Origin of the sequence: Dyella marensis, from assembly GCF_900112865.1 — a bacterium.
Lineage (GTDB): Bacteria > Pseudomonadota > Gammaproteobacteria > Xanthomonadales > Rhodanobacteraceae > Dyella_D > Dyella_D marensis_A.
Window position 1 is genome coordinate 143,122 of sequence record NZ_FONH01000004.1, and the last position, 25,107, is coordinate 168,228.

At 67.9% G+C, this 25,107-nt stretch carries 18 protein-coding genes; 7 read left to right on the plus strand and 11 right to left on the minus strand.

What is annotated here, in order from left to right; genetic code table 11:
• The first annotated feature begins 595 nt into the window (after window positions 1-595).
• The 3 genes from BM172_RS08600 (at window position 596) to BM172_RS08610 (ending at window position 3,633) form a co-directional block, all read left to right on the plus strand.
• Window positions 596-2,431 (plus strand): 3-hydroxybutyrate oligomer hydrolase family protein, encoded by a 1,836-nt coding sequence (locus BM172_RS08600; protein ID WP_081804965.1) that lies wholly within the window; start codon window positions 596-598, stop codon window positions 2,429-2,431.
• A 77-nt stretch (window positions 2,432-2,508) separates the two neighbouring features.
• Entirely contained in the window at window positions 2,509-3,018 is a 510-nt protein-coding gene (locus BM172_RS08605) for a peptidylprolyl isomerase (protein ID WP_026633047.1), read from the plus strand.
• A 165-nt stretch (window positions 3,019-3,183) separates the two neighbouring features.
• Window positions 3,184-3,633 (plus strand): YidB family protein, encoded by a 450-nt coding sequence (locus BM172_RS08610; protein ID WP_026633048.1) that lies wholly within the window; start codon window positions 3,184-3,186, stop codon window positions 3,631-3,633.
• Window positions 3,634-3,692: 59 nt separating this feature from the next.
• Here the strand turns inward: BM172_RS08610 and BM172_RS08615 are convergent, their stop codons facing one another.
• Window positions 3,693-3,950, minus strand: a complete 258-nt coding sequence (locus BM172_RS08615) for a GlsB/YeaQ/YmgE family stress response membrane protein (RefSeq protein WP_026633049.1) — start codon at window positions 3,948-3,950, stop codon at window positions 3,693-3,695.
• 239 nt (window positions 3,951-4,189) lie between these two features.
• Here BM172_RS08615 and BM172_RS08620 point away from each other — a divergent pair, with 239 nt between their 5' ends.
• Together BM172_RS08620 and BM172_RS08625 are read left to right on the plus strand one after the other, a co-directional pair.
• Window positions 4,190-5,389 carry a pyridoxal phosphate-dependent aminotransferase gene (locus BM172_RS08620; RefSeq protein WP_026633050.1) on the plus strand — a complete coding sequence of 400 codons (1,200 nt, stop codon included), beginning with the start codon at window positions 4,190-4,192 and terminating at the stop codon, window positions 5,387-5,389.
• 83 nt (window positions 5,390-5,472) lie between these two features.
• A complete protein-coding gene (locus tag BM172_RS08625) occupies window positions 5,473-6,459 on the plus strand; it encodes a malate dehydrogenase (protein WP_026633051.1) in 987 nt (328 codons plus the stop codon).
• A 61-nt stretch (window positions 6,460-6,520) separates the two neighbouring features.
• Here BM172_RS08625 and BM172_RS08630 read toward each other — a convergent pair whose 3' ends face one another.
• A complete protein-coding gene (locus tag BM172_RS08630) occupies window positions 6,521-7,549 on the minus strand; it encodes a MerR family transcriptional regulator (RefSeq protein WP_026633052.1) in 1,029 nt (342 codons plus the stop codon).
• Window positions 7,550-7,725: 176 nt separating this feature from the next.
• Between BM172_RS08630 and BM172_RS08635 the strand changes: the two genes are divergently transcribed.
• Window positions 7,726-8,325 (plus strand): LuxR C-terminal-related transcriptional regulator, encoded by a 600-nt coding sequence (locus BM172_RS08635; RefSeq protein WP_051548259.1) that lies wholly within the window; start codon window positions 7,726-7,728, stop codon window positions 8,323-8,325.
• Window positions 8,326-8,425: 100 nt separating this feature from the next.
• On the opposite strand, the gene BM172_RS08640 is transcribed toward BM172_RS08635, so the two are convergent.
• The 6 genes from BM172_RS08640 to BM172_RS08665 form a co-directional block, all read right to left on the minus strand.
• A complete protein-coding gene (locus BM172_RS08640) occupies window positions 8,426-11,077 on the minus strand; it encodes a hybrid sensor histidine kinase/response regulator (protein ID WP_026633054.1) in 2,652 nt (883 codons plus the stop codon).
• Window positions 11,078-11,132: 55 nt separating this feature from the next.
• Window positions 11,133-12,440 (minus strand): MFS transporter, encoded by a 1,308-nt coding sequence (locus BM172_RS08645; protein WP_026633055.1) that lies wholly within the window; start codon window positions 12,438-12,440, stop codon window positions 11,133-11,135.
• Window positions 12,441-12,457: 17 nt separating this feature from the next.
• On the minus strand, window positions 12,458-13,639 hold the full coding sequence (locus BM172_RS08650; RefSeq protein ID WP_051548260.1) for an OprO/OprP family phosphate-selective porin: 1,182 nt from the start codon (window positions 13,637-13,639) through the stop codon (window positions 12,458-12,460).
• A 31-nt stretch (window positions 13,640-13,670) separates the two neighbouring features.
• A complete protein-coding gene (locus BM172_RS08655) occupies window positions 13,671-14,972 on the minus strand; it encodes a dicarboxylate/amino acid:cation symporter (RefSeq protein ID WP_026633057.1) in 1,302 nt (433 codons plus the stop codon).
• Window positions 14,973-15,231: 259 nt separating this feature from the next.
• Complete coding sequence (locus BM172_RS08660) at window positions 15,232-16,911, minus strand: ShlB/FhaC/HecB family hemolysin secretion/activation protein (protein ID WP_026633058.1); 1,680 nt, start codon at window positions 16,909-16,911, stop codon at window positions 15,232-15,234.
• Window positions 16,912-17,034: 123 nt separating this feature from the next.
• Window positions 17,035-18,585, minus strand: coding sequence for a collagen-like triple helix repeat-containing protein (locus BM172_RS08665; protein WP_143096487.1), 1,551 nt, complete (start codon window positions 18,583-18,585; stop codon window positions 17,035-17,037).
• Between the two features lie 495 nt (window positions 18,586-19,080).
• Between BM172_RS08665 and prpE the strand changes: the two genes are divergently transcribed.
• Complete coding sequence (gene prpE / locus BM172_RS08670; RefSeq protein ID WP_026633060.1) at window positions 19,081-20,973, plus strand: propionate--CoA ligase; 1,893 nt, start codon at window positions 19,081-19,083, stop codon at window positions 20,971-20,973.
• Between the two features lie 163 nt (window positions 20,974-21,136).
• Here prpE and ahpF read toward each other — a convergent pair whose 3' ends face one another.
• The 3 genes from ahpF to BM172_RS08685 all read right to left on the minus strand — a co-directional run bounded on the left by ahpF (window position 21,137) and on the right by BM172_RS08685 (window position 24,963).
• Window positions 21,137-22,720, minus strand: a complete 1,584-nt coding sequence (gene ahpF / locus BM172_RS08675; RefSeq protein ID WP_026633061.1) for an alkyl hydroperoxide reductase subunit F — start codon at window positions 22,718-22,720, stop codon at window positions 21,137-21,139.
• 162 nt (window positions 22,721-22,882) lie between these two features.
• On the minus strand, window positions 22,883-23,446 hold the full coding sequence (gene ahpC / locus BM172_RS08680) for an alkyl hydroperoxide reductase subunit C (protein ID WP_026633062.1): 564 nt from the start codon (window positions 23,444-23,446) through the stop codon (window positions 22,883-22,885).
• Window positions 23,447-23,646: 200 nt separating this feature from the next.
• Window positions 23,647-24,963 (minus strand): dicarboxylate/amino acid:cation symporter, encoded by a 1,317-nt coding sequence (locus BM172_RS08685; RefSeq protein ID WP_026633063.1) that lies wholly within the window; start codon window positions 24,961-24,963, stop codon window positions 23,647-23,649.
• Window positions 24,964-25,107: the final 144 nt, after the last annotated feature.

Genomic DNA, 25,107 nt, shown 5'->3' on the forward strand with positions numbered 1-25,107 from the left:
GGGTCACCATTTGGAACGGAGAGGTGATCCCCTCTCCCTCCGGCGACCCGAAGGTAGTCCCCGTGGGAGAGAGGGGTTGGGGTGAGGGTACGGGCGGAGCGCAAGAGTGATGTGCACCGCTCCGCCCGCACCCTCATCCGGCTGCCGCCACCTTCTCCCGGAGGGAGAAGGGTCACCATTTGGAACGGAGAGGTGATCCCCTCTCCCTCCGGGAGAGGGGGTGGGGTGAGGGTACGGGCGGAGCGCAAGAGTGATGTGCACCGCTCCGCCCGCACCCTCATCCGGCTGCCGCCACCTTCTCCCGGAGGGAGAAGGATTCCAACTTGGAACGATGAGGTGATCCCCTCTCCCTCCGGGAGAGGGGGTGGGGTGAGGGTACGGGCGGAGCGCAAGAGTGATGTGCACCGCTCCGCCCGTACCCTCATCCGGCTGCCGCCACCTTCCTCGCTCCTCAGAGCCGCGCACATCCATGTGCGCTCCCCGCGTGCTCCCGGCGGGAGAAGGGTTCCAATTTGGAAACTGAGGCATTTGCACCACAACCCCTGCTGTACCTTCGTACGATGGCGCGCCCACCGCCGGTTGCTATGGTGTCCGGATGACCATCCTCCACCGCTCCTGGCTGTTGCTGGTGCCGCTGCTGGCCGCTTGCGCGGCGCAGCCGCCTTCCTCTCACCGATCGGGACAGGGTTTCATGCGCGATCCGGATTTCATCCAAGGCGACGTGCGCATCACCGGGCATCGCGGCAGCGACGATCTGCTCAGTGCGGGATTGGGTCTGGCCGGGTTGGCGGGGACGCCGGCGCCATATGCCGATGCGCTGCATCCGACCGCGGGCGAGTTGCGCCGCCGTGCGATCCAGAACAGCTGGAAGGGCATCGCCGATCTCGGCCCGCTGGGCGGCTACGGGCGTGTCTATGGCGCGGTGCCCGCGGTGCCGGGACGCGAATACCAGGCCTTTGCGCGCATTCCAGGCGCGCATGCACCGCACCGCGTGCTGCTGCAGCTGCCCGATGGTTTCGACACGCAGCGGCGCTGCCTGGTGGTGACGGCATCGTCCGGTTCGCGCGGCATCTACGGCGCGATCGCGCTGGCCGGTGCGTGGGGACTGCCGCGCGGCTGCGCGGTCGCCTATACCGACAAGGGCACGGGCGCGGGTTACTTCGACCCTGCCGACGACAGCGGCGTGCAGCTGGACGGCACGCGCGCGAAGCGCGGTTCGGCGCCGCTCGAATTCGAACCGGTGCCGGCTGCCGCCGACGCGGGCGTGGCGATCAAGCACCTGCACTCGGGCGATCATCCGGAAGCCGACTGGGGCCGCCACGTACTGCAGGCCGCGCGCTTCGGGCTGGCCATGCTCGATCGCGCCTATCCGGAGCAGGCGCCGTTCACCGCGCAGAACACGCGCATCATCGCCACCGGACTGTCCAACGGCGGCGGCGCGGTGTTGCAGGCGGCAGGCCTCGACGACGAAGGTGTGCTCGCCGGTGTCGTCGCGCTGGAGCCCAATGTGCACGTGGAAGGCCACGGCCGTGCGCTCTACGACTACGCCACCGACGCCGCGCTGTGGCTGCCGTGCGCACTGAGCGACGCGCGCTTCGACCGCACGCCCCTGGCGCGCGGCAAGGACGGCAAGCCGCCGGCTGCCTGGCTCGCCCGCTGCGCCAGCCTGCGCGAGCTGGGCCTGGTCGGCGGCGACACGCCGCAGGCCCAGGCGGCGCAGGCCTACGAACATCTGCGCAAGGGCGGCTGGACCGACGACGCGCTGAACGTGGCGGCAAGCACGCAGGCCTTCGACCTGTGGCGCGCGATCGCCGCCGGCTATGCCTCGTCGTATCTGCGCCGCGGCGCGACGGACATGCCTTGCGGCTTCCGCTACGCCGCCACCGCCGACGCCTCGCCGGCCGTCCGCGCCTCGTGGTGGGCGGACGGTGCCGGCATTCCGCCCGGCAACGGCATCGCGCTGCTCGGCGGCACGGACGCAACCGCGGACCCCGCGCTGCCCGGCACGCGCTGCCTGCGCGCGCTGTGGGACGGCACCGGCGCGGAGGTGGCCGGGCTGCACGCCAGCGTGGCCGCCACCTCGGTGCGGCTGCCGCGTCCGGAGCTGCCGCTGTGGGTGCTGCACGGCGCCGAGGACGGCCTGCTGCCGACGGCGTTCACCTCCGAACCCTACGTGGCCTGGCTGCACGCGCAGGGGCGCCATCCGCTGTACTGGAAGGTGCCGCATGCGCAGCATTTCGATGCCTTCCTGCCGCTGCCGGGCTTCGGCGAGCGCCACGTGCCGCTGCTGCCGTACGGCTATCTGGCGCTGGACCGGCTGTGGAGCCACCTGTACGCCGCCGCGCCGTGGCCGCGCGACAACCCGCCGGTGCCGGCGGCCCGGCCCCGCGGCGCGGGGGCGATGGAGCGGGCGGCGCTCGGCCTGCCCTGAGCCGCCGGCTGGAGTATCCTTGCCGGTTTCCGCGCCGCTGCCGGAGCGGCGCCGTCTCGACAGCCTAAGGAGTACCGATGACCATCAACGTAACCCTCACCACCAACCGCGGCCCCATCCACCTGCGCCTGCACGACGACAAGACGCCGGTGACCGTGGCCAGCTTCGTCAACCTGGTGCGCCGCGGTTACTACGATGGCCTGAGCTTCCACCGCGTGATCAACGACTTCATGGTCCAGGGCGGCTGCCCCGAGGGCAGCGGCCGCGGCGGCCCGGGCTACAAGTTCGAGGACGAGTTCAATCCCTCGCTGCGCCACGACAAGCCCGGCGTGCTGTCGATGGCCAACGCCGGTCCGCGCACCAACGGCAGCCAGTTCTTCATCACCCACGGCGCCACGCCGTGGCTGGACGGCAAGCACAGCGTGTTCGGCGAAGTGGTCAGCGCGGAAGACCAGAAGGTGGTCGATGCGATCCGCCAGGACGACGTGATCGAGAAGGCCACCGTCGAGGGCGACGTCGACGCGCTGCTGGCCGCCCAGGCCGACCGCGTCAAGGAATGGAACGCGATCCTCGACCAGCGCGGCTGAGCGCCTCGCGTTCTTGCGAAATAAGAAGGCCGCCGTCGGCAACGACGGCGGCCTTCTTTCATTAACGGTGCCGTCACATGCGGCTAGCCGAGGCATGCCTAGAATCGCCGGACGCGCCGGACGTGCGCTACCGGGGTAGACCTTTCAATCTTAGGGAGAGCAAACATGGCATCACTCAATGATCTGCTGGGCGGCCTGGGTAGTCTGCTGGGGCAGGGCGGCCAGGAAGGACAGGGCGGCTCGCTGATTTCCGTGGCGGGCCAGCTGATCGAAAAGGCCGGCGGCCTGCAGGGCCTGCTGAACATCCTGCAGCAGCATGGCCTGGGCGAAGCGGCGCAGTCGTGGGTCGGCACCGGCGCCAATCAATCGGTCTCCGGCGACCAGCTGGGCCAGGCGCTGCAGAACGGCGGTCTGGGCTCGGTGGTGCAGGAAGCCGCGGGCAAGCTGGGCGTGGATCCGGGCCAGCTGCTCGGCCAGCTGTCGCAGGTGCTGCCGCACGCGGTGGATCACCTCACCCCCGACGGCCAGGTGCCGCAGGGCGGCAGCGGCATCGATCTGGGCTCGCTGGCCTCGCTGGCCGGTTCGCTGTTCGGCGGCAGCAAGGCGTCGGCCTAAGCATTCGCGCACACATGAAAGCCGCCGGCGGGGCAACCCGCCGGCGGCTTTTTTCATGCTCAGGCCGTGCGATTGCGGTTGAACGCGAAGTGGTAGATCAGCAGCAGCACCACGGCGCCGAGGATCGAGCCGAGGAAGTGCATGAAGCCCGTCGCGGGCCACCAGCCCAGCTGCTCGCCCACATAGGTGGAGATGAAGGAGCCGGCGATGCCCAGCAGGGCCGTGATGATGAAGCCGCCCGGGTCCTTGCCCGGCATGATGGCCTTGGCGAGCAGGCCGACGACCAGACCGACGATGATTACCCACAGCCAATGCATACCCGTCTCCTCCGTCAATGGTTGGATAGTCCCCTGAGTACCACTGGCGGGCGCCTTCCTGTTGGCCCGCTGCCTCCCGGTCCCGGAATGCGCCGAAGCGGCCGGTAGCGTGCGCATCATGCCCGGGCCGGTCCCCGAATGCACCGGGTGGCAAGGACTTGCGGGGGCGCCGGATGCGGCAGCGCCGCATGCTAAAATCCACCGGTTTGCTGCCTCCGTCCCCCGAACCAGAGGAAGTCATGCCCCAGCTAGCCCAGCGTGTCGGTCGCGCCAAGCCCAGCGCGATCATGGTCATCGCCGAAAAGGCCAGGCAGCTCAAGGCCGCCGGCCGCGACATCATCAGCTTCTCCATCGGCGTGCCGAACTTCCTCCCCGGCGACCATGTGTACGAGGCGGCGCGCGAGGCGCTCAAGCACGACAGCGGCCAGTACGGCAGCAACCGCGGCGCCGAGCCGCTGCTGGACGCCTTCCTCAGGCACATCGAGGCGCTCGGCTTCAGCGGCTACGGCCGCATGAACCTCTCCATCGGCATCGGCGCCAAGCAGGTGCTGTACAACCTGGCCGAGGCGATGCTCGACGAAGGCGACGAGATCTGCTTCGCCGCGCCGTACTGGACCACCTACCACGACATCGCGGACATCGTCGGCGCCAAGGCCAACGTGCTGCATTGCGGCCCGGAGCAGAACTACAAGCTGGTGCCCGCGCAGCTCGAAGCGGCGTTGCAGCGCAAGCCCAAGGTGTTCCTGTTCAACAACCCGTCCAACCCCACCGGCATGGTCTACACGCGCGAGGAAATCGCCGCGCTGGCCGACGTGCTGGTCAAGTATCCGGACACCTGGATCGTCACCGACGACATCTACAACTCGATGGTGTTCGACGGGATCGGCTACCACAACTTCGTGTTCGCCCAACCGGAGTTGCGCGAGCGCCTGGTGTTCGTCGACTCGGTCTCCAAGACCTACGGCATGCCGGGCTGGCGCGTGGGTCTGATCGCCGGCCCCGAGTCGGTGGCCAAGGCGGTGACCACGCTCAATTCCAACCACATCACCAGCGTGCCGGAAGTGATCACTGCTGCCGCGGTGGCGGCCTTCGGCGGCCCGCAGGACGTGCCGCGCGCCAAGTGCGAGGAATTCGCCGGCAAGCGCGACGTGGTGTTCGAGGCGCTGACGGCGATCCCCGGCGTGGTGTGCCCGCGTCCGCAGGGTGCGTTCTATGCGTTCCCGGATATCTCCGTCGCCTTCGGCAAGAGCCACCAGGGCACGAAAATCTCCAACGACGTCGAGTTCTGCGCGGCCCTGCTGGAAGCCACCGGCGTCGCCTGCGTGCCTGGTTCGGCCTTCGGCGAGCCGCGCGCGATGCGCATCTCCTACACCTGTCCCACGGCGCAGCTGAAGCCGGGCCTCGAACGCATCCAGGCCTTCTTCGCGCAGCTGAGCTGATCCATCCGTATCGGTGGGTCTCAAGGGGCCCGCCAACACCATTCGGTGGGCCTGGCCCACCCGACCATGAAGGAGTGCAAGTGATGAAAGCCCCCGTTCGCGTTGCCGTTACCGGCGCTGCCGGCCAGATCGGCTATGCCCTGCTGTTCCGCATCGCCGCCGGCGACATGCTCGGCAAGGACCAGCCGGTGATCCTGCACCTGCTGGAAATCACCCCGGCGCTGCCGTCCCTGCAGGGCGTGGTGATGGAGCTCAACGACTGCGCGTTCCCGACCCTGGCCGGCATCGTCGCCACCGACGACGTCAACGTGGCCTTCAAGGACGTCGACTACGCCCTGCTGGTCGGCGCGCGTCCGCGCGGCCCGGGCATGGAGCGCAAGGACCTGCTGGAAGCCAACGGCGCCATCTTCGGCCCGCAGGGCAAGGCGCTGAACGACCACGCCAAGCGCGACGTGCGCGTGCTGGTGGTCGGCAATCCGGCCAACACCAATGCGCTGATCGCCCAGCAGAACGCCCCGGACCTGGATCCGAAGTGCTTCACCGCGATGGTGCGCCTGGACCACAACCGCGCCCTGTCGCAGCTGGCCGAGAAGACCGGCGCGCACACCACCGACATCAACAAGGTCACCATCTGGGGCAACCACAGCTCCACCCAGTACCCGGACCTGCACCAGGCTTCGGTGAAGGGCAAGGCCGCGCTCGAGCTGGTCGACCAGGCCTGGTACGAGAGCGACTTCATCCCCACCGTGCAGCAGCGCGGCGCGGCGATCATCAAGGCGCGCGGCGCCTCGTCGGCCGCTTCGGCCGCCTCGGCCGCGATCGACCACATGCGCGACTGGGCGCTGGGCACCGCTGACGGCGACTGGGTCTCGATGGGCATCCCGTCCGACGGCTCGTACGGCATCGCCCCGGGCGTGATCTACGGCTACCCCGTGACGGTGAAGAACGGCAAGTACGAGATCGTGCAGGGCCTGCCGGTCAACGACTTCTCGCGCGCCCGCATGGAAGCGACCGACAAGGAACTGCGCGAGGAGCGCGCCGCGGTCGAGCATCTGTTCGCCAAGAAGTAAGCCGCTTCGGCAGCGAGGCAGGGAAGGGCGGCCCTGGGGCCGCCCTTCTTCGTTGTGCCGCTCAGTGCGCCGCCGTCTGCGCGCTCGCCCACGCGCTGCGCACATAGGCCAGCAGCGCGTCGTCCACCGCGCTGCCGCTGCGCAGCTCCGGCTCTTTCGCATAGGCCTCGCGGATGCGCGCATGGGTGACCGGATCGTCGCCGGCATAGGCGCGGAACAGTTCCATCCAGCGCCGCGCCTTGGCCTGCACGTGCGGGTGCGCGGGCGGAAGCTCATCGGCCATGGCGTTGCGCAGTTCCGCGATCAGCACCGGCCAGGCATGCATCTGCGCACCGTAGTGCAGCTGCATCCGCTCCATCTCCCGCGCATCCAGGTAGCGGGCGAAGATCGACAGCCGCGCGGCGATCAGCGCCTGCTCCACGAAGCGCTCCAGTTCCCGGGTGATGCCGCTGCGCTCGCGCATGGCCGGCTCCTGTTCGTTGATGGCCCGTAGCCGCAGCAGGAAAGCCGGGTTGTTGCCGGTGCCGCGCTGGATCATCGTCATCCAGCGCAGCGCCAGCAGCTGCACGTCGGCATCGTGCGCGGTCGCGCCGCGGTCCATGGCCGCCTGCACGGCCATGACCAGTGCCTTCCAGTCGGGCAGCACGTCGGGGTCGGTATGCAGCGGCAGCGTCTTCAGTTCGTCGGGAGAGAAATACTTCTCGTACATGGTCATGGTCTCGAGTGTGTCCAGCCAGTCGGCCAGGTCGGGGGACTGTCCGGCCTCCAGCTGCGTGCGCAACCGGAGCAGCCGCTCGCGCAGCAGCGCGGTCTTGGCCAGCTCGCGGTCGAGGTGGGCGAGCTGGCGATCGATCACCTCCGGCAGCGGCGCCTGAGGCCCGGACAGGGCGTCTCCGATCGCGGTCAGCGACAGGCCCAGCTGGTGCAGGGCCTGGATCCGATGCAGGCGCTCGATATTGGCCCGATCGTAGAGTCGATAACCGGCGGCGGAGCGCACCGAAGGCTTCAGCAGGCCGATGGCGTCGTAGTGGTGCAGGGTGCGGACAGTCAGCCCGCAACGCCGCGCAAGTTCGCCAACGGTCAACAGCATGGAGTTCTCCTTCGGTGCGGGCCGCACACTGGGGCCTTACGTTACGTAAGGGTCAAGCCCGGCGATAGCCGTGGCTGAGCGCCTCTGCTAAAAGCAATCCCTGGTTGCGCCCCGCCGGGCGGGCCGGTCAGACGAGGTCAGCCGTGCAAACCATTCTTGTCGCCGACGATCACCCGATGTTCCGCGCCGCGGTGCTGCATGCGCTGCGCGAGGCGCTGCCCGACGGCCGGATGCTCGAAGTGGCCAGCCAGAGCGCCGTCGAAGCGGCGCTGGCCGACGAGGCGGTGATCGACCTGGTGCTGCTGGACCTGGCCATGCCCGGCGCGATGGGCTTCTCCTCGCTGGTGCTGCTGCGCGGCGAGCGGCCGGAAGTGCCGGTGATCGTGATTTCCTCGAACGACCATCCACGCACGGTGCGCCGCGCGCAGCAGTTCGGCGCCGCAGGGTTCGTTTCAAAGTCCGCGCCGGTAGGTGCGTTGGGTGCGGCGGTGCATGAGGTGCTCGCGGGCGGAAGCTGGTTTCCGGCGGAGAAGGCCGAGCGCAGCGAAGATGATGCGACGCTTGCGTCGCGCCTGGCACAGCTGACACCGCAGCAGCTGCGCGTACTGATGCTGCTGGCCGAAGGCCTGCTCAACAAACAGATCGCCGACCAGCTCGGCCTGGCCGAGAACACCGTGAAGATCCACGTGACGGCCGTCCTGAAGAAACTCGACTGCCGTTCCCGCACGCAGGCGGCGGTACTCGCAAAGTCGCTGGATCTCGACGAGTCCCCGTAGGTTGGGGTGAGCACAGCGAACCCCAACGAACCTCTCACGCCGACCGTCGCGTCGATCTTCGATTGCGCCACCCGTTGGGGTTCGCTGCGCTCACCCCAACCTACGAGGCGCCGCTGGCGAGCAATGCCTGCGATATCACGGCCCGCAGCGCCGCCGGCGCCGCCGGCTTCGGCAAGAAGCGCAAGCCGGCCTCCTGCACGCGCATCCGCGTCTGCGCATCCTTCTGCGCCGACAGCACGATGGTCGGCGGCTGTACACCCCAGCGTCCGGCGAGGCGCGGCAGCAGATCCAACCCGGTGACATCCTCACCAAGCTGGTAGTCCAGCAACAGCAGATCCGGCGCCTCGCCCGCACGAGCGAGCGCCATCGCCTGCTCCGCGCTGTCGACCAGCGTCGCCTCGCATCCCCAGTGCCGCAGCAAGGCACCCGTCGCCTCGCGCACGCGCGGCGCATCGTCGATGCACCACACGCGGCAGCCACGCAGCGGCGAATCCTCGTCCGTCACGGCCGAACTGGCGACAGGGGCCGCGGGCACACCTGCCGGATCGCCATACGGCACCGTCACCGAGAACGCGCTGCCGCGCTCCGGCCAGGAACGCAGCCCGATGCGGTGGTCAAGCAATCGCGCGATGCGGTCGACGATCGACAAGCCGAGCCCCGCGCTGCGCCCGTCGCGCTCGATGCCGGTATCTAGCCGGCGGAACTCCTCGAAGATCGCCTGCCGCTTCGCCTCCGGAATGCCCACGCCGGTATCCCACACTTCGATGCGCACGCCAGCATCCACGCGGCGGCAACCGAGCAGCACGCGTCCGCGCGGCGTGTAATGGATCGCGTTGGAAAGAAAGTTCTGCAGCACGCGGCGCAGCAGCAGCGGATCGCTGTGCACCGTCGCCTGGCAGGGCACGTAATGCAGCGCCAGCCCGCGCGATTGCGCGAGGATGCCGAACTGCCGCGCCAGTCCGGTGAGCAACGGCTCCAGCGGCAGGTCCACCGCCCTGGCCGACAGCGCGCCGGCTTCCAGGCGCGCCATGTCGAGCAGGCTGGCGAGCAGGTCGTCCTGTGCCTGCAGCGCGCTTTCCACGCGATCGGCCAGTGCGCGGTCGTCGCCGCCGGGCAGGCGGCCGCGCAGCACGCCGACATACATGCGCGCGGCGTTCAGCGGTTGCAGCAGGTCGTGCACGGCGGCGGCGACGAAGCGCGTCTTGCCGCGGTTGGCATGTTCGGCTTCGGCCTTGGCGGCTTCGAGGTCGTGCGTGCGTTCCTCAATGCGCTGTTCCAGCGTGGTGGCGAGGTTGCGCAGGTCGCGTGCCGCGGCTTTGTACGCGGTGATGTCGGCGAAGCTGGTGACGAAGCCGCCGCCGGGCAGCGGGTTGCCGCGGATCTCCAGCACGCTGCCGTCGGGGCGCTCGCGCTCGAACATATGCGCCGAGCCACTGCGCATATGGTCCAGGCGGCGCTGGATCGCTTCCTCCACCGAGCCCGGCCCGAGCCGGCCCAGGCGCGCGTTGTAGCGCAGCACGTCCTCGATCGGCATGCCGGTCTGCAGCAGGCCGGGCGGGAATTTGAAGATCTCCTGGTAGCGCGTGTTCCAGGCCACCAGGCGCAGCTCCCGGTCGACCACGCTGACGCCTTGCGGCAGATGTTCCAGGCTGGCATTACGGCTGGCCGCGGCCTCCGCCGCCTGCACCACGCTGTCCTGCGCCGAGCGCAGCTCGCCGGTGTAGTGGGCGACCAGGCGTTCCAGCTCGGCGCGGCTCTGCAGCCGGTGCTGGATCAGGCGGCGGCGCTGCTGCAGGAACAGCCCCAGCAGGATCAGCGGCGCCCAGGCCCCCGCGGCCACGGCGGCGGCCAGGCGCGCGGTGGCGAGGCTGCCGGCGGCGTTACGCAGCAGGTGCAGCGACCAGCCTTCCAGCGGCAGCTCGAGCGAGCTCCACAGCCGGGCGCCGCGGCCGGCCGGTTCCACGATGCGCACCAGGCGACTGCCGTCGCCGAGTTCGTCGAGCACGCGATAGTCGGCCCGGCGCAGCTGCTGGCCCTCGTACTGGCGGGTGGCTTCCATCTGCGCCGCTTCGCTGGGCTTGAGCGGGCTCAGTTCGCGGAATTCCCATTCGGGCTGGTTGGTGAGGAAGACCACGCCGTTGCGGTCGCTCAGCAGCAGCGTGCCGTCGCCGTGCAGCCATTCGCGTTCGAGTTCGCCCAGCGGTACCTTCACCGAGATCACGCCGATCACTTCGCCGCGCGGCCCCTTCACCGCCTCGGCGATGAAATAGCCGGGCACATGAGTGGAAATGCCTACCGCGTAGAAGGTGCCGACGCCATGGGCGACCGCGCCCTGGAAATACGGCCGGAAATCGTAGCGGTGGCCGACATTGCTGCTCGGCTCGCGCCAGTTGTTGGCGGCCAGCGCGAGGCCGTCGCGATCGAGCAGGGTGAGCGTCGATGCATGGGTCACGCCGTTGGCGTGTTCCAGCTTGATGTTGAGGTAGTGCTGCATGGTCGCGTCGGGCGGCGCGAGCAGGGCGGCGCGCAGTTCCGGGTCGAGCGCGAGCGTACCGGGCAGCACGCGATAACGGTCGATCAGGCGCTGCAGGGCCAGCGATTGCAGCTGCAGTTGCTGTGCGCTGTCGCCGGCCATGCGGCCCAGCGACTGGCGCAGGGCGATGCGGTAGGCGAGCAGGGCGGACAGCGCCATGCCGGCGGCGAGCAGCGCGGCGATGGCGAAGATCTTGCCGTGGCGGAACCGGATGGCCATGGGTCAGGAGAAAAGAGCGCCTCGATCGCGGCGGCATCCTAGTTGGCGAAGCGCGTCAGTCCTCGACGATGCGCGAATGCCGCCGGGTATCGCGCATGCCAATGTATACCAGCAGGGAGCAGGCGATGCAGGCGGTGACGTACCAGTAGAAATAATCTTCGTGGCCGATCTTCTTGAACCACAGCGCCACGTATTCCGCGGTGCCGCCGAACACCGACAGCGCCAGCGCGTACGGCAGGCCCACGCCGATGGCGCGGATCTCGGTGGGAAACAGCTCCGCCTTCACCACCGCATTGATCGAGGTATAGCCGCTGACGATGATCAGCGCGGCCATGATCAGGCCGAATGCCTGCCACCAGTCGTGCGCTTCTTTCAGCGTCGACAGGATGGGGTAGGTGAGCAGTGCGCCGAGCACGCCGAAGCCGATCAGCAGCGGCCGCCGGCCGATGCGGTCCGACAGGGCGCCGAAGGCCGGCTGCAGCAGCGCATAGACGAACAGTGCGGCGGTGGAGATCGAGGTGGCGTCGGCCTTGCTCATCCCGGCGGAGTTCACCAGGAATTTCTGCATGTACGTGGTGAACGTATAGAAAGCGAGCGTGCCGCCCATGGTGAGGCCGATTACCGTGAGCACTTCGCGCGGATGGCGCATCAGGGTGCGCAGGGGGCTTTCCAGCTGCCTGGCTTTCTTGAACGAGGCCGTCTCGTCCATGTTGCGGCGGATGATGACCGCGATCACCGCCAGCAGCGCGCCGATCAGGAACGGAATACGCCAGCCCCAGTCGTGCAGTTGCTGGGTGGACAGCACGAAATGCTGCAGCACCACCAGCAGCGCCAGCGCGATCAGCTGCCCCGCCACCAGGGTCACGTACTGGATGCTCGACCAGAAGCCGCGGCTCTCGCGCGGCGCCATTTCGCTCAGGTAGGTGGCCGAGGTGCCGTACTCGCCGCCGATCGACAGCCCCTGCAGCAGGCGCGCCAGCACCAGCAGGATCGGCGCGGCCACGCCGATCTGCGCATAGCCGGGCGACAGGCCGATGATCAGCGAGCCCAGGCTCATCATGAACACCGACAGCAGCAGCGCCGCCTTGCGCCCGCGGCGGTCGGCGAAGGTGCCGAGCAGCCAGCCGCCCAGCGGGCGCATCAAAAAACCGACCGCGAAGATGCCCGAGGTATTGAGCAGCTGCGTGGTCTGGTCGCTGGCCGGAAAGAACACCTGGGCGAAGTACAGCGAGAACGCCGAATAGACGTACCAGTCGTACCACTCGACCAGGTTGCCGATCGAGCCGCTGAAGATCGAGCGCAGGCGCTGCCCGGCCGTCATGGCGGGCGCGCGCGCGATGAGTCCGGCGGTGGTGCTGTTCATGCTGCGGCTCCCGTTGCTTAGAAATACACCTGGGCGCGCAGCTCGAACACGTCCGGATCCTGGCGCTTGCCCAGGTGCGTGGAATGCGCCTTGACGTAGTTCGCCTGGAACTTGAAATGCTGGGTCAGGTACCAGTTGGCGCCGAAAGTGAGGTCGTGCTCGCGGCCGCCGCGCACCTTGCCGTCGTCCAGGTCCAGCGCGCTGTAGCGCAGCAGCAGCTCCACCGCACCCCAGGGACCGCGCGGCTTGATGTTGGCGACGTTGCCGGCGGTGTAGGGGCGCGACTCGCCGGTGAGCACGTAGCTGCCGAACACGTAGTAGCCGTCCGCGGTGTAGTCGGCCAGGCCGTCGGTGCGCTTGGTCTGCGCCTGCAGGTACTCGCCCTGGAACGACAGCGGACCGTGGATCCACAAGCCTTCGAAGCCAAGGCGGCGATTGCTGTCGACGTGGGTGAGCGAGCCGGAGTCGATCAGGCGCACGGTGGTGAGGCCCACTTCGGGGCGCGAACGCCAGCGCGCCGAGGGCGAGTGGTAGACGCCGCGCCCGTCGGTGGTGCCGTCGGGATTTTCGATCGATGCGGACAGGCCCAGGTGCACCACTTCGCCTTCCTGCTTGAGCGGCGTCCACGCGGCGCGCGCGGCGACGGTGGTGCCGTCGTTGTCGCCTTGCAGATCCTCGCCGAAGTAGTAGCCGACATTGACCAGGTAAGTGGGGCGCTCATAGGCCCAGTCGACGCCGGTGCGGCGCGTCTCGTAGATGGCCTGCAGCGGCAGCGCGATCTCCACGAAGCTGTCATTGCGCGCGCTGGTGACGCCTTCGAAGCCCACCGGCAGCTTGCTGTAACCGAAGCGCAGCTTGCCGTAGTCCTGGCCGAACAGCCATTTGGTTTCCATGCGCCAGTACACGTCCAGCCATTGCCTGGACTGGAAATCGAAGTAGACCAGCGCGTCCCACTCGCCCTTTTTCTTGGCGGTGAAGCCGAATTCCTTGCGGCGGTTGGTGTGCGAGTCCTCGATGGTGTCACTGTGGCGCACGTCCATCCAGTCGTACTGGTAATTGCCGTACAGCGCCCACTCGGTGCCGTCGCCCGTGGTGTACTTGATCGGCCAGTTGTTGACGTCGGCCGCCCGCGCCGCCGGCGCCAGGCCCAGCGTGCACAGCATGACGGCACTGAGGGTCTTGCTCGGGAAGGTCTTCATCGCAGCCTCGTGAATGGCGGGTGGGGCCGGCTCAGCCGGCGTCAGAGAGCAGGGGAGCCTCGTCCGCGGCGGGCGAGGGCGAGCGGCCGTCGAGCGCGGCCTGCAGGCTGGCGTGGTCGAGTTCCTTCTCCCAGTGCGAGACCACCACGGTGGCGACGCCGTTGCCGATGATGTTGGTGATCGCGCGCGCCTCGCTCATGAAGCGGTCGATGCCGAGGATCAGCGACAGGCCAGCGACCGGCACCGACGGTACGACCGCCAGGGTGGCGGCGAGCGTGATGAAGCCCGCGCCGGTGACGCCGGAGGCGCCCTTGGAGGTGAGCATGGCGACGGCGAGCAGGGTCAGTTCCTGGCTCAGCGTGAGCTCCACGCCCAGCGCCTGCGCCACGAAGATCGCGGCCATGGTCAGGTAGATATTGGTGCCGTCCAGGTTGAACGAATAGCCGCTGGGCACCACCAGGCCCACTACCGACTTGGAGCAGCCCAGGCGCTCCAGTTTCTGCATCAGCGGCACCAGCGCCGATTCGGACGAGGAGGTGCCCAGCACCAGCAGCAGCTCTTCGCGGATGTAGCGCAGGAACTTGAAGATGCTGAAGCCGGTGGCGCGCGCGATGGCGCCGAGTACCACCACCACGAACAGGATGCAGGCCAGGTAGAAGCTGCCCATCAGCTTCAGCAGCGGCCCCAGGCTGTGCACGCCGTACTTGCCGATGGTGAAGGCCATCGCGCCCATGGCGCCCAGCGGGGCCAGGCGCATGATCATGCCCATGATGCGGAAGAACACTTTCGACAGCGCTTCCAGGAAGGTCATCACCGGCCTGGCGCGTTCGCCGAGATGGATCATGGCAAAGCCGAACAGCAGCGCCAGCAGCAGCACCTGCAGCAGGTCGCCGTCGCCGCTGAAGGCGTCGCTGAAGGTCTTGGGAATCAGGTGCAGCAGGAACGGAACGGTGCCCTGCTCGTGCGCGGCGTTGGCGTACTTGGCCACCGCGGTGGCGTCGAGCGATGCGGGCGTGGCATTGAAGCCGGCACCCGGCTTGAGCGTATTGACCACCACCAGGCCGATCACCAGCGCGAAGCTCGACACCACCTCGAAGTACAGGATCGCCTTCGCGCCGACGCGGCCGACCTTCTTCACGTCGGACACGCCGGCGATGCCCAGCACCACGGTGAGGAAGATGATCGGCCCGATCAGCATCTTCACCAGCGCGATGAAGCCGTCGCCGAGCGGCTTGAGCGCCACGCCGGTCTCCGGCGCGTAATGGCCGATCAGTCCGCCCGCGACGATCGCGGCCAGCACCCAGAAATAGAAGTGGCGGAAGAACGCAGGCATGACGAGGTCCCGGTGGAGGGTGTCCGGGAGCTTGTCAGGCGGGGGGCGGGGGGCAAATAACACATACCTACTAGACGGCCGATTCGCCGGCGTAGGTTGGGGTGAGCCACAGGCGAACCCCAACGTTGCGAGGCGCCTGGGGCGGCGATGTTGGGGTTGTCACCCCAACCTACGGAGCGGCGTAGGTTGGGGTGAGCCGCAGGCGAACCCCAACATGGCGAGACGCCCGGGACGGCGATGTTGGGGTTGTCACCCCAACCTACGGGAACAGCTGGTACGAAAAGGTCAGGTCATACCGCGTATGCCGCGCCAGGTTGTCCTGCGTCTTGTCGCCCACCGGTTGCGCGGCGGAGACGTCCACCGTGTAGTGCTTGCCGTCGGTGAGGCGCAGGCCGAGCGCCGCGGTCTGCAGGCTGTCGGCCGCCGGCCGTGCGCCGTTGAGGTATACGCGCGCCATCTGGCCAAGCACATAGGGAGTGAGCATGGTCACCCACTTCGCGCTCACCTTGAACGAGCGGTTGAGTTCCAGCGACGCGCCCCAGCCGCTGTCGCCGGATACCGAGCCCGGATCGTAGCCGAGCGCGAAGCGCGGCCCGCCGAAGCTGATCTGCTCGGTGGAGGGCAGGCGGTAATGGCTGTACTGGCCGACCACGCTGGCCACCGTCACCAGGTGCGCGGGCCAGGTATCGCTCTGCATCGCATTGAGGTTATAGCGCGTGAAGCTCACGTCGGTCGGATTGGCGACGAAGGCGCCGGGGATATTGGTGAGGCCGCGGCTGGCCGCGCCCAACGCATCCAGACCCTGCGCGATGCCGAAGCCGAGCTTGCGCGTGCGCTTTTCCGCGGCCTGGGTGAAGTCCAGTTCCGCGTGCAGCACGCGCACGTCGTTCTGCAGCTCCAACTGCGCGCCGTTGTCGAGGTTGCGGTATTTGTCGCGCTGGTTGGAGCCGTACAGGCCGCCGCCGAGGACCAGGCTGCGCCGGCTGCTCAGCAGCAGCGGATAGCTGAGGCTGAGGTCGAGCCGGTCCTGGGTGAGGCGGTGGCGCAGGTAGGACGGCAGCTGGTTGTCGATGTCCGGGTTGCCGTAGTAGTGCGACGCGTTGAGCCGTCCCATCAGGCCGCTGGAGCCGAGCATCTGCGCATAGCCGGCGCTGTAGAACTGCTGCTTGCCACGGCCGGGCGGGTAGAGCACGGAGGCGTTGAACTGTTCCGCCAGCGGCGTCATGCCGTTGAGCGTGCCGGCGAAGATGCCCTGCACGCCGGGATGGTTGGTATCGATGCCGGTACTCATGTCATAGCGCTGGCGCTTCACCGCCAGCTTCAGGCGCGTGGCGCCGTCGGTGGTGGTCGGCGCGGGGATGTCGGCGTCGATCTTGGCGCCGGGCAGCATGCCGAGGGTCTGGATGTAGCGCTCGAACGTGCTGCGGCGCAGGGGGCGGTCGGCGGTGATGTGGCTGGCGATGGCGCGGATCTTCCGCTCCATGTTGCCCGGCGCGCCGGTGACATCGACCGCGGCCACATAGCCTTCCACCACGCTGACGGTGACCACGCCGTCCTGGAAGTTCTGCGCGGGAATGAAGCAGAACGACAGCGCGTAGTCGTGTTGCTGATAGAGCTTGGTGCAGGCGTCCGCGGCGGCGACCAGGTCGGCGATGCGCACGGTCTTGCCGGTGAGCGGCTTGAACAGCGCGGCCACCTGGTCGAAGGGCACCGAATGCACGCCGCCGATATCGATCCGCGTCGGCGTGAGGGTGAGCGCCATCAGCGCGGCCAGCTGATCGTTGCGCTGCTGTTCCACGTTGAGGGTGACGCTGGGTTGCCGGGCGGGCGTTTCCACGCGCGGCAGGGTCTGCAAGGGGTTGGGCACCGGGGGGCGGCTCTGCGCCCAGCCGGTGGTCGAGGCCGCGGCGGCCGTGGCGAACACCAACCATCTCCTCATGCGCTGACGCTCCGTAAGTGTCGCTGGACCTTCCACGCGCGCGCAGCGCGGCCATGCAGGCCGTGGCGGGGAAGGGATGTCTCATGCGAAGAGGCGGCCGTGCGGCCGCCTCTTCGTTACCGCTTACTTCTTCAGCAGGCCGCCTAGCAATCCGCCGTTGTTGCTGGACGAAGTGCTGCCGGTGGTACTGCCGACGCCGGTGGCGCCGCCCACGGTGCTGGTGAGCGAACCGAGCAGGCCGCCGACTGCGTTGCTGCCGCCCGCGGCGGTGCCGGTGCCGATCGGCGTGGTGGTGGCGTTGGCCACCGTGTTGACCACGCTGTTGAGCACCTGGGTGACCGGCTGCAGCGGACCGCTGGCGGTATTGGCCACTTGTCCACCGAGGTTGGTCACGCCGGTGCCCACCTGGTTCGTCACTGCCGCGAGCGGGCTGGTCACCGGGTTGAGCCCGGACAACTGGCCGCTGCCGAGGCTCGCCACCGTATTGCTCACGCCATTGGTGGTCGCGCCTACGCCGGAGATGACGCCGCCGGTGCTGGCCAGCGTCACGCCGACCGGGTTGGCGATGCTGCCGGACTGGCCCAGGCCGCTGGTGAGGCCGCCGCCCAGTGCGCTGACCGTGCTGCCGAGGCCGCTGACTGTGCTGCCCAGGGCCGACGTGGTGGGATTGTTGAGACCGCCGGGGAGCGAGCCGCTCAGCGATGCACCGATCCCATTGAGCCCATTGCCCAGGCCTGTGGCCGAGCCGCCGGCCGCCGTCGACACCGCCGCGACCAGGTTGGTCGGGTTGCCGCTGGCGCTGCCGTTCTGGCCGGTGAGGGCCAGCGGCGTCACGGTATTGCTGAGCGTCTGCGTCAACTGCTTCGGCAGGCCGCCGGCGAGCTGGCCGTTGAGGCCGGTGTCGAGCGTGCTGACGCCGGTGCCGACATTCGACACCACGTTGCCGACCAGCGAGGTGATCGGCGTGATCGGCGAACCCTGGAACGCGCCGGCCGCTTTCACGGTGCCGCCGAGACTGGTGACCGCCTGGCCGAGATCGCCGACCGCGCCGCTGGCGCCGAGCGCCGTGGTGCCGACCGGATCGCTGGTATTGCCGATCTGGCCAAGGCCGCTCTTCAGGCCGGTGCCGACGTCGGCCACGGCTTCGCCGACATTGGTGACGACGCCCGACAGGCCCTGCGTCACCGGCGTATTGCCGAGGATCGTGGTGTTGGGAATCTGCTGGCCGATACCGGTGACGGTATTGCCCACCGCGGTGACGATATTGCCGCCGCCGGTCGCCACGGTGCCGACCACGCCGGTGGGCGTGGTGCTGCCGGTACCGCCACCACCCGTGCCGCCGCCATCACCACCACCGCCGCCGGTGCCCCCACCGCCACCTCCGGTACCGCCGCCACCGCCGCCGGTGCCACCACCGCCACCTCCGGTGCCGCCGCCACCTGTGCCGGTACCGCCACCACCACCACCTGTGCCACCGCCACCCGAACCATCGCCGCCGCCGGAACCGCCGCCATCGCTACCGCCACCGGCGCCGCCGGGATTCACGATGCTGCCGCCACCGCCGGATTTATAGGAACTGTGACCCGAGCAGGCCGTCAGCGAGATGCCCGCGGCGAGCATGCAAGTGACGAGAAAGGTCTGTTTCAACACGGTGCTCACATGTCGTTTACTCATCGCCATTTCCTCCGAGAAATGCAACCGAGCGTCTGGTAATGGGCTTCCGCTGGGACACGCGCGCCGCCCTGCTCCGTCCTGGAATAGGGCAGTTATCGAAAATCACGGATGTCTTTACGGATCAGCCACTCCCCTGTCCCAGTGGCATGTGCGCGTCGTTTCCCCATGCCCGTCCGAGCACCTTCAACGCGCGTTGCTGGGCGCGGCCGATACTCAGTGAATAAATGTGAAAATCACGTGTTAATTAGGGATTATTTTTGATATTTACATGATTTATTTCTCAGTGCGACAAACACATTTGTGAAGATGGTGGGATTGGCATTTTCCATGCATTAGCTTTCTAATGCCTATGCTTATTGCATCGTTCTAATAGGCCTTTTGGCTAATTCCACTTAAAGCCAGAAAGCCCGCCGTTCGGTACGACCAAGGTCTAGTGCAATCCTTCTCGCCGCATGGGTGAGTCTTGCCGTCTATCCAGGCGGGGCGGATGCGGACATGGACTACGAGACGTTCTATCGGCACTCGATCGAAGCGCCCGAGGCGTTCTGGGCCGAGCAGGCGCAGCTGATCGATTGGCAGACGCCGCCGCGGCAGGTGCTCGATTATTCGCGCCCGCCGTTCCGCCGCTGGTTCGTCGGGGGCACCACCAACCTCTGTTACAACGCCATCGATCGCCACCTCGAGGCGCGCGGCGATCAGCTCGCCCTGGTGGCGATCTCCACCGAGACCGGCTTGACCCGCGAGCTGAGCTATCGCCAGCTGCATCGCGAAGTGAACGTATTCGCCGCCGTCCTGGCCGCGCTCGATGTGCAGCGCGGCGACCGCGTGGTGATCTACCTGCCGAACATCGCCGAGGCGGTGTTCGCCATGCTCGCCTGCGCGCGCCTGGGCGCGATCCATTCGGTGGTGTTCGGCGGCTTCGCGGCGCACAACCTCGCCCTGCGCATCGACGATGCGCAGCCGAAGCTGCTGATCGCCGCCGATGCCGGCATGCGTGGCGGCAAGGTGATTCCGTACAAGCCGCTGGTCGATGCGGCGCTGGAGCAGTCCGCCGCGCCGCCGCCGCATGTGCTGATCGTCGATCGCGGCCTCGATCCGCAGATGACTCGCGTGGCGGGGCGCGATCTGGACTACGCCCAGTTGCGCAAGGCGCACGAGCAGGCGGAGGTACCGGTGGCGTGGCTGGAATCGAACGAGCCGAGCTATCTGCTCTATACCTCGGGCACCACCGGCAAGCCGAAGGGCATCCAGCGCGATGTCGGCGGCTATGCGGTGGCGATGGCGATGTCGGTCCGCTATATCTTCGACATCGCGCCGGGACAGGTGATGTTCTCCACCTCGGACGTGGGCTGGGCGGTGGGGCATTCGTACAACGTCTACGGCCCGCTCATCGCCGGCGCCACCTCGCTGCTGTACGAAGGCCTGCCCACGCGGCCCGACCCGGGCATCTGGTGGTATCTGTGCGAGCGCTACTCGGTGCGCACCATGTTCTCTTCGCCCACCGGCATCCGCGTGCTGAAGAAGCAGGATCCGGCCTGGCTGCGCAAGTACGACCTGTCGTCGCTGCAGTGGCTGTTCCTCGCCGGCGAGCCGCTGGACGAGCCGACCGCGCACTGGATCACCGATGGCCTCGGCGTGCCGGTGATCGACAACTATTGGCAGACCGAGACCGGCTGGCCGGCGATCACGCTGATGCCGGGGCTGGAGCTGAAGCGCGTGAAGTTCGGCTCGCCGGGCCTGCCCGCGCCGGGCTATCGCATGAAGGTGATCGACGAAGCCACCGGCGAGGAAGCCGCGCCGGGCCACAAGGGCGTGCTGGTGTTCGAGCCGCCGCTGCCGCCGGGCTGCCTGAGCACGGTATGGGGCGACGACGAGCGCTACCTGAGCAGCTACTTCGGCCACTTCAAGGAGCTGCTGTACAGCTCGCTGGACTGGGCGATCCGCGACGAGCACGGCTACACCACCATCCTCGGCCGGACCGACGACGTGATCAACGTGGCGGGGCATCGCCTGGGCACGCGCGAGATCGAGGAGTCGGTCGCCACGCACCCGGCGGTGGCGGAGGCGGCGGTGATCGGCGTGCGCGACGAATTGAAAGGCCAGGTGCCGGTGGTGTTCGCCACGCTCAAGCAGGACGCCGGCACGCAGGCGGGGCAGGTGGCGCAGGCCATGCAGCAACGCGTGGTCGACCAGCTTGGCGGCATCGCCAGGCCTTCGCGCGTATACGTGGTGAATGCGCTGCCGAAGACGCGCTCGGGCAAGCTGCTGCGGCGTTCGTTGCAGGCCTTGGCGGAACAGCGCGATCCGGGCGATCTGTCGACGCTGGACGATCCGGGGGCGCTGGAAGAGATCCGTCGCGCGCTGGAGCGCGGGCCCGACCAGACGTAGGTTGGGGTGAGCCGCAGGCGAACCCCAACGTCGAGCGCTTCGCATCATTGGGGTTCGCCTGCGGCTCACCCCAACCTACGCCGGCGCGGCAAAAAATCGCCCGCCCGACGAGCCCCGCCTGTTGGCGTAACGGGGACTCGCCGGGCGGGCGAAGTTGAAACGATCAGGCCGCGACAGCTTCCGCTTCCACCACCGGCATGCGGATCAGGTGGTCGAAGGCGCTGAGCGAGGCCTTGGCGCCTTCGCCCATGGCGATCACGATCTGCTTGTACGGCACGGTGGTGACGTCGCCTGCCGCGAACACGCCGGGGATCGAGGTCTCGCCGCGCGCATCCACTTCGATCTCGCCGCGCGGCGACAGCTTCAGCGTGCCCTTCAGCCATTCGGTGTTGGGCAACAGGCCGATCTGCACGAACACGCCTTCCAGTTCCACGCGCTGGCTGTCGCCGCTCTGGCGGTCCGTGTAGAGCAGAGCGGTGACCTTCTGGCCGTCGCCCTGCACCTCGGTGGTCTGCGCGTTCACGATGATGCGCACGTTGGGCAGGCTGCGCAGCTTGCGCTGCAGGACTTCGTCGGCGCGCAGCTTGCCGTCGAATTCCAGCAGGGTGACGTGGCCGACGATGCCGGCCAGGTCGATCGCCGCTTCCACGCCGGAGTTGCCGCCGCCGATCACCGCCACGCGCTTGCCCTTGAACAGCGGGCCGTCGCAGTGCGGGCAGTACGTCACGCCCTTGTTGCGGTATTCGTTTTCGCCGGGCACGTTCATGTTGCGCCAGCGCGCGCCGGTGGACAGGATCACCGTCTTGGACTTCAGCGTGGCGCCGTTGGCCAGCTTCACTTCGAACAGGCCGTTCGGATCGGCCGGGGCGACCAGCTTCTCGGCGCGCTGCATGTTCATCACGTCCACGTCGTATTCGTGCACGTGCTGCTCCAGCGAGGCGGCCAGCTTGGGGCCTTCGGTGTAGGTGACCGAGATGAAATTCTCGATCGCCATGGTGTCCAGCACCTGGCCGCCGAAGCGTTCGGCCGCCACGCCGGTGCGGATGCCCTTGCGCGCGGCATAGATCGCCGCCGCGGCGCCGGCGGGGCCGCCGCCGACCACCAGCACGTCGAACGGGGCCTTGGCATCGATCTTCTTCGCGTCGCGCTGGGCGGCGCCGGTGTCCAGACGGGCGACGATCTGCTCGATGGTCATGCGGCCCTGGTCGAACGCTTCGCCATTGAGGAACACGGTGGGCACCGCCATCACCTGGCGCTCGTTCACCTCATCCTGGAACAGCGCGCCGTCGATGGCGACATGCTTGATGTTGGGATTGACCACGCTCATCAGGTTCAGCGCCTGCACCGTATCCGGGCAGCTGTGGCAGGACAGCGACATGAAGGTCTCGAAGCGGTACTCGCCCTCGAGGTTGCGCACCTGCTCGAGCAGCTCCGGCGCGGCCTTGGACGGATGGCCGCCAACCTGCAGCAGGGCCAGCACCAGCGAGGTGAATTCATGGCCGAGCGGGATGCCGGCGAAGCGCACCTGCACGTCGGTGCCCACGCGGCTGATCGCGAAGGAGGGCTTGCGTGCGTCGTGGCCGGTGCGGCTCAGGCTGACCTTGTCGGACAGCGAGGCGATGTCTTCCAGCAGTCCCGCCAGCTCCTGCGAGGCGGCGCTGTCGTCGAGGGAGGCCACCAGCTCGATCGGGTGCGTGACCTTTTCGAGGTAGGCCTGCAATTGGGTCTTCAGATCGGCGTCCAACATGGTGGTTACTCCGCTGTTGCAAAAAAATTCGGGGTGAGTGCCACGAGCACCCGGCGGAAGGCCGGGCGTCGTGGGCAGCTTGCTTCGGAAAGCGGACCCGGCTGGACGCCGGGTCCGGGGCGGCCCGATGCAGCGGGCCGCAGGTCACGGGAAAGCGGTGACTTAGATCTTGCCAACCAGGTCGAGCGAGGGCTTCAGGGTCTTCTCGCCTTCCTTCCACTTGGCCGGGCACACTTCGCCCGGGTGGGAGGCGACGTACTGCGCGGCCTTCACCTTGCGCAGCAGCTCGGAAGCGTCGCGGCCGATGCCGTTGTCATGGATCTCGCACAGCTTGATCTGGCCTTCCGGATTGATCACGAAGGTGCCGCGCAGCGCCAGGCCTTCTTCTTCGATCATCACGTCGAAGTTGCGGGTGATGGTGCCGGTCGGATCGCCGATCAGGGTGTACTTCACCTTCTTGATCGCGTCGGAGGTGTCGTGCCACGCCTTGTGGGCGAAATGGGTGTCGGTCGACACGCCGTAGATCTCCACGCCGAGCTTCTGGAACTCGGCGTAGTGGTCGGCCAGGTCCTCGAGCTCGGTCGGGCAGACGAAGGTGAAGTCGGCCGGGTAGAACACCACCACGGACCACTTGCCCTTCAGGCTGGCATCCGTCACTTCGACGAACTGGCCGTCCTTGTAAGCCTGGGCCTTGAACGGTTTGACTTGGGTATTGATCAACGACATCGGTAGTTTCCCGTGTAGTGGTTGGTTGGAAGTCCTAAAGAATAGCGCCGGCGTACCCATTTATCTAATTGATAGTTGGGATGGGGGCGATTGGTAATGACTATCGACGGCCGGGCCTTGCGCAAGATGCGAAGTCTGCGCTGCCTACCGTGACAAGAACGCGAGCCCCGGCATCGGGGACTTGGGAACGGCAGCCGGGATCAGGCGTCCGCGTGGTCGCCCCGGACCGCCCCGGCATCCACCACCGTGGCGGTGACCAGGTCGCTGCCGACGTTCACCGTGGTGCGCAGCATGTCCAGGATGCGGTCCACGCCCAGCACCAGGCCGATGCCCTCCGGCGGCACGCCGAAGGTGGCGAGCAGGCCCGCGATCAGCGGCAGCGATCCGCCGGGGATGCCGGCCACCGCCACCGCGCTGAGCACCGCCAGCAACATCAGCACGCATTGCTGGCCCAGCGTGAGGTCCACGCCGAAGGCCTGGGCCACGAACAGCACCACGCAACCTTCGAACAGAGCGGTGCCGCTCATGTTCATGGTCGCGCCCAGCGGCAGCACGAAGCCGGCAGTGCTGGGCCTGAGCCGGAGCTCGTCGCGCGCCAGCGCCAGCGAAGCGGGCAGGGTGGCGCTGCTGGAACTGGTCGAGAAGGCGGTGATCAATACCGGGCGGATCTGGCGGAAATAGGCCAGCGGCGAACGCCTTGCCAGCAGGCGCAGCCATAGCGACAAGCTGCCGAACAGGTGCAGCGCCAGCGCCAGCGCGCAGCCGGCGGTGAATACCGAGAGGGTGAGCAGCACACCGGTACCGATCTTCACGATCACGCTATAGATCATCGCCGGCACCGCCACCGGCGCCAGCCGCAGGGCGAAGCCGACGATGCCGGTCATCAGTTCGCTGAGCAGATCGAGTCCGGACTGCAGCTTCAGGCGTTTGTCCTCGTCCAGCAGGGTGGCGGCCGCGCCGACCAGGATGGCGAACAGGATCAGCGGCAGCACGTCGCCCAGCGCTCCGCGGTCATGGCCGACGAAGGCGCCCAGCAGATTGCGCGGCATGAACATGTCCACCGCGGTGGCGAGGCTCATGTCCGGCTGCTGTTGCCGGCGCTCCATCGCCCGGTGCGCGCCGCCGCCGTATTCCTGCAGCAGGCGTTCGCGCGAGCCTGGTTCCAGTTGATGGCCGGGCTGCAGCAGATTCATCATCAGCAGGCCGATCGCCACCGCGATCAGCATGTTGGCAGCGAACAGCGCAAAGGTGCGCGCGGCCAACGGCCCCAGGCGGCCGAGCCGGCCCAGTTGCGCCACGCCCGAGGCGAGCGAGGCGAACACCAGCGGAATCACCACGAAGAACAGCAGGCGCAGGAACACCTGCCCCAGCGGATCGAGCACCGCGGTGGCGAAGGCCTGCATCGTCTTCAGCGTCGCGGGGTGGAACTGACCGATCGCCAGCGTGGCGATGGCCGCGACGACGCCGATCAGCAGGCCCTGGAGGATGCGCGTGGCAAGTCGGTTCGGGGTGCTCATCCGCCCGAATGTAGGTGGGTCGCCGTCGCCTCGCGATCCGCAGATCGCCGTTTTTCATACCCGATCGTCTCGATGCGTTGCTGCGGCGCAGCACGGGTCGAGCCCCGCCCGCGCGCTAAAATCGCCGCTTTACGCGGAGGTTCC

Excerpts from the sequence above, each read along its gene's own strand:
- BM172_RS08600 (WP_081804965.1), top strand. The coding sequence starts at position 596 with ATGACCATCCTCCACCGCTCCTGGCTGTTGCTGGTGCCGCTGCTGGCC.
- BM172_RS08605 (WP_026633047.1), top strand. The coding sequence starts at position 2,509 with ATGACCATCAACGTAACCCTCACCACCAACCGCGGCCCCATCCACCTG.
- BM172_RS08610 (WP_026633048.1), top strand. The coding sequence starts at position 3,184 with ATGGCATCACTCAATGATCTGCTGGGCGGCCTGGGTAGTCTGCTGGGG.
- BM172_RS08615 (WP_026633049.1), bottom strand. The coding sequence starts at position 3,950 with ATGCATTGGCTGTGGGTAATCATCGTCGGTCTGGTCGTCGGCCTGCTC.
- BM172_RS08620 (WP_026633050.1), top strand. The coding sequence starts at position 4,190 with ATGCCCCAGCTAGCCCAGCGTGTCGGTCGCGCCAAGCCCAGCGCGATC.
- BM172_RS08625 (WP_026633051.1), top strand. The coding sequence starts at position 5,473 with ATGAAAGCCCCCGTTCGCGTTGCCGTTACCGGCGCTGCCGGCCAGATC.
- BM172_RS08630 (WP_026633052.1), bottom strand. The coding sequence starts at position 7,549 with ATGCTGTTGACCGTTGGCGAACTTGCGCGGCGTTGCGGGCTGACTGTC.
- BM172_RS08635 (WP_051548259.1), top strand. The coding sequence starts at position 7,726 with ATGTTCCGCGCCGCGGTGCTGCATGCGCTGCGCGAGGCGCTGCCCGAC.
- BM172_RS08640 (WP_026633054.1), bottom strand. The coding sequence starts at position 11,077 with ATGGCCATCCGGTTCCGCCACGGCAAGATCTTCGCCATCGCCGCGCTG.
- BM172_RS08645 (WP_026633055.1), bottom strand. The coding sequence starts at position 12,440 with ATGAACAGCACCACCGCCGGACTCATCGCGCGCGCGCCCGCCATGACG.
- BM172_RS08650 (WP_051548260.1), bottom strand. The coding sequence starts at position 13,639 with ATGAAGACCTTCCCGAGCAAGACCCTCAGTGCCGTCATGCTGTGCACG.
- BM172_RS08655 (WP_026633057.1), bottom strand. The coding sequence starts at position 14,972 with ATGCCTGCGTTCTTCCGCCACTTCTATTTCTGGGTGCTGGCCGCGATC.
- BM172_RS08660 (WP_026633058.1), bottom strand. The coding sequence starts at position 16,911 with ATGAGGAGATGGTTGGTGTTCGCCACGGCCGCCGCGGCCTCGACCACC.
- BM172_RS08665 (WP_143096487.1), bottom strand. The coding sequence starts at position 18,585 with ATGAGTAAACGACATGTGAGCACCGTGTTGAAACAGACCTTTCTCGTC.
- prpE (WP_026633060.1), top strand. The coding sequence starts at position 19,081 with ATGGACTACGAGACGTTCTATCGGCACTCGATCGAAGCGCCCGAGGCG.
- ahpF (WP_026633061.1), bottom strand. The coding sequence starts at position 22,720 with ATGTTGGACGCCGATCTGAAGACCCAATTGCAGGCCTACCTCGAAAAG.
- ahpC (WP_026633062.1), bottom strand. The coding sequence starts at position 23,446 with ATGTCGTTGATCAATACCCAAGTCAAACCGTTCAAGGCCCAGGCTTAC.
- BM172_RS08685 (WP_026633063.1), bottom strand. The coding sequence starts at position 24,963 with ATGAGCACCCCGAACCGACTTGCCACGCGCATCCTCCAGGGCCTGCTG.